At 57.5% G+C, this 268-nt stretch carries 1 protein-coding gene; it reads right to left on the bottom strand.

The window, feature by feature from the left end:
• Positions 1-185: hypothetical protein (locus tag ACPYOG_RS19640; protein ID WP_481295800.1), on the bottom strand; the 185-nt coding region annotated here is incomplete at its 3' end.
• Between the last annotated feature and the right edge of the window lie 83 nt (positions 186-268).

Below are 268 nucleotides of genomic sequence, written 5' to 3'. Positions count from 1 at the left end.
GCCTTCGCTACCCGCGCCTGCCAGCGTTCGTTTCCGACGAGCCAGTCAAAGCTGTCCGTCTGCAGGGCGAGAAGATTCGGAACATCAAGGGGTTCGTGAATCTTTGCGAATGAGAGGCGGCGGGTGGCACCATCGGTGCTTGCCGTGTTAGCGGTTTCGTTATTAGAGGTGCTCGAGGCGACCAAGAGGGATCCTTCCACAGACCTTCAGGCGGTTTCAGATCTCCCCCGTTTGCATTCTGCAGAGTGCTCCGCAGGATACTTAATCC

The sequence above is a fragment of the Leifsonia sp. HAY1-4F genome (assembly GCF_056755275.1).
Note: the sequence above shows the minus strand (reverse complement) of the source record. Positions and strands in the feature narration are given on the sequence as shown.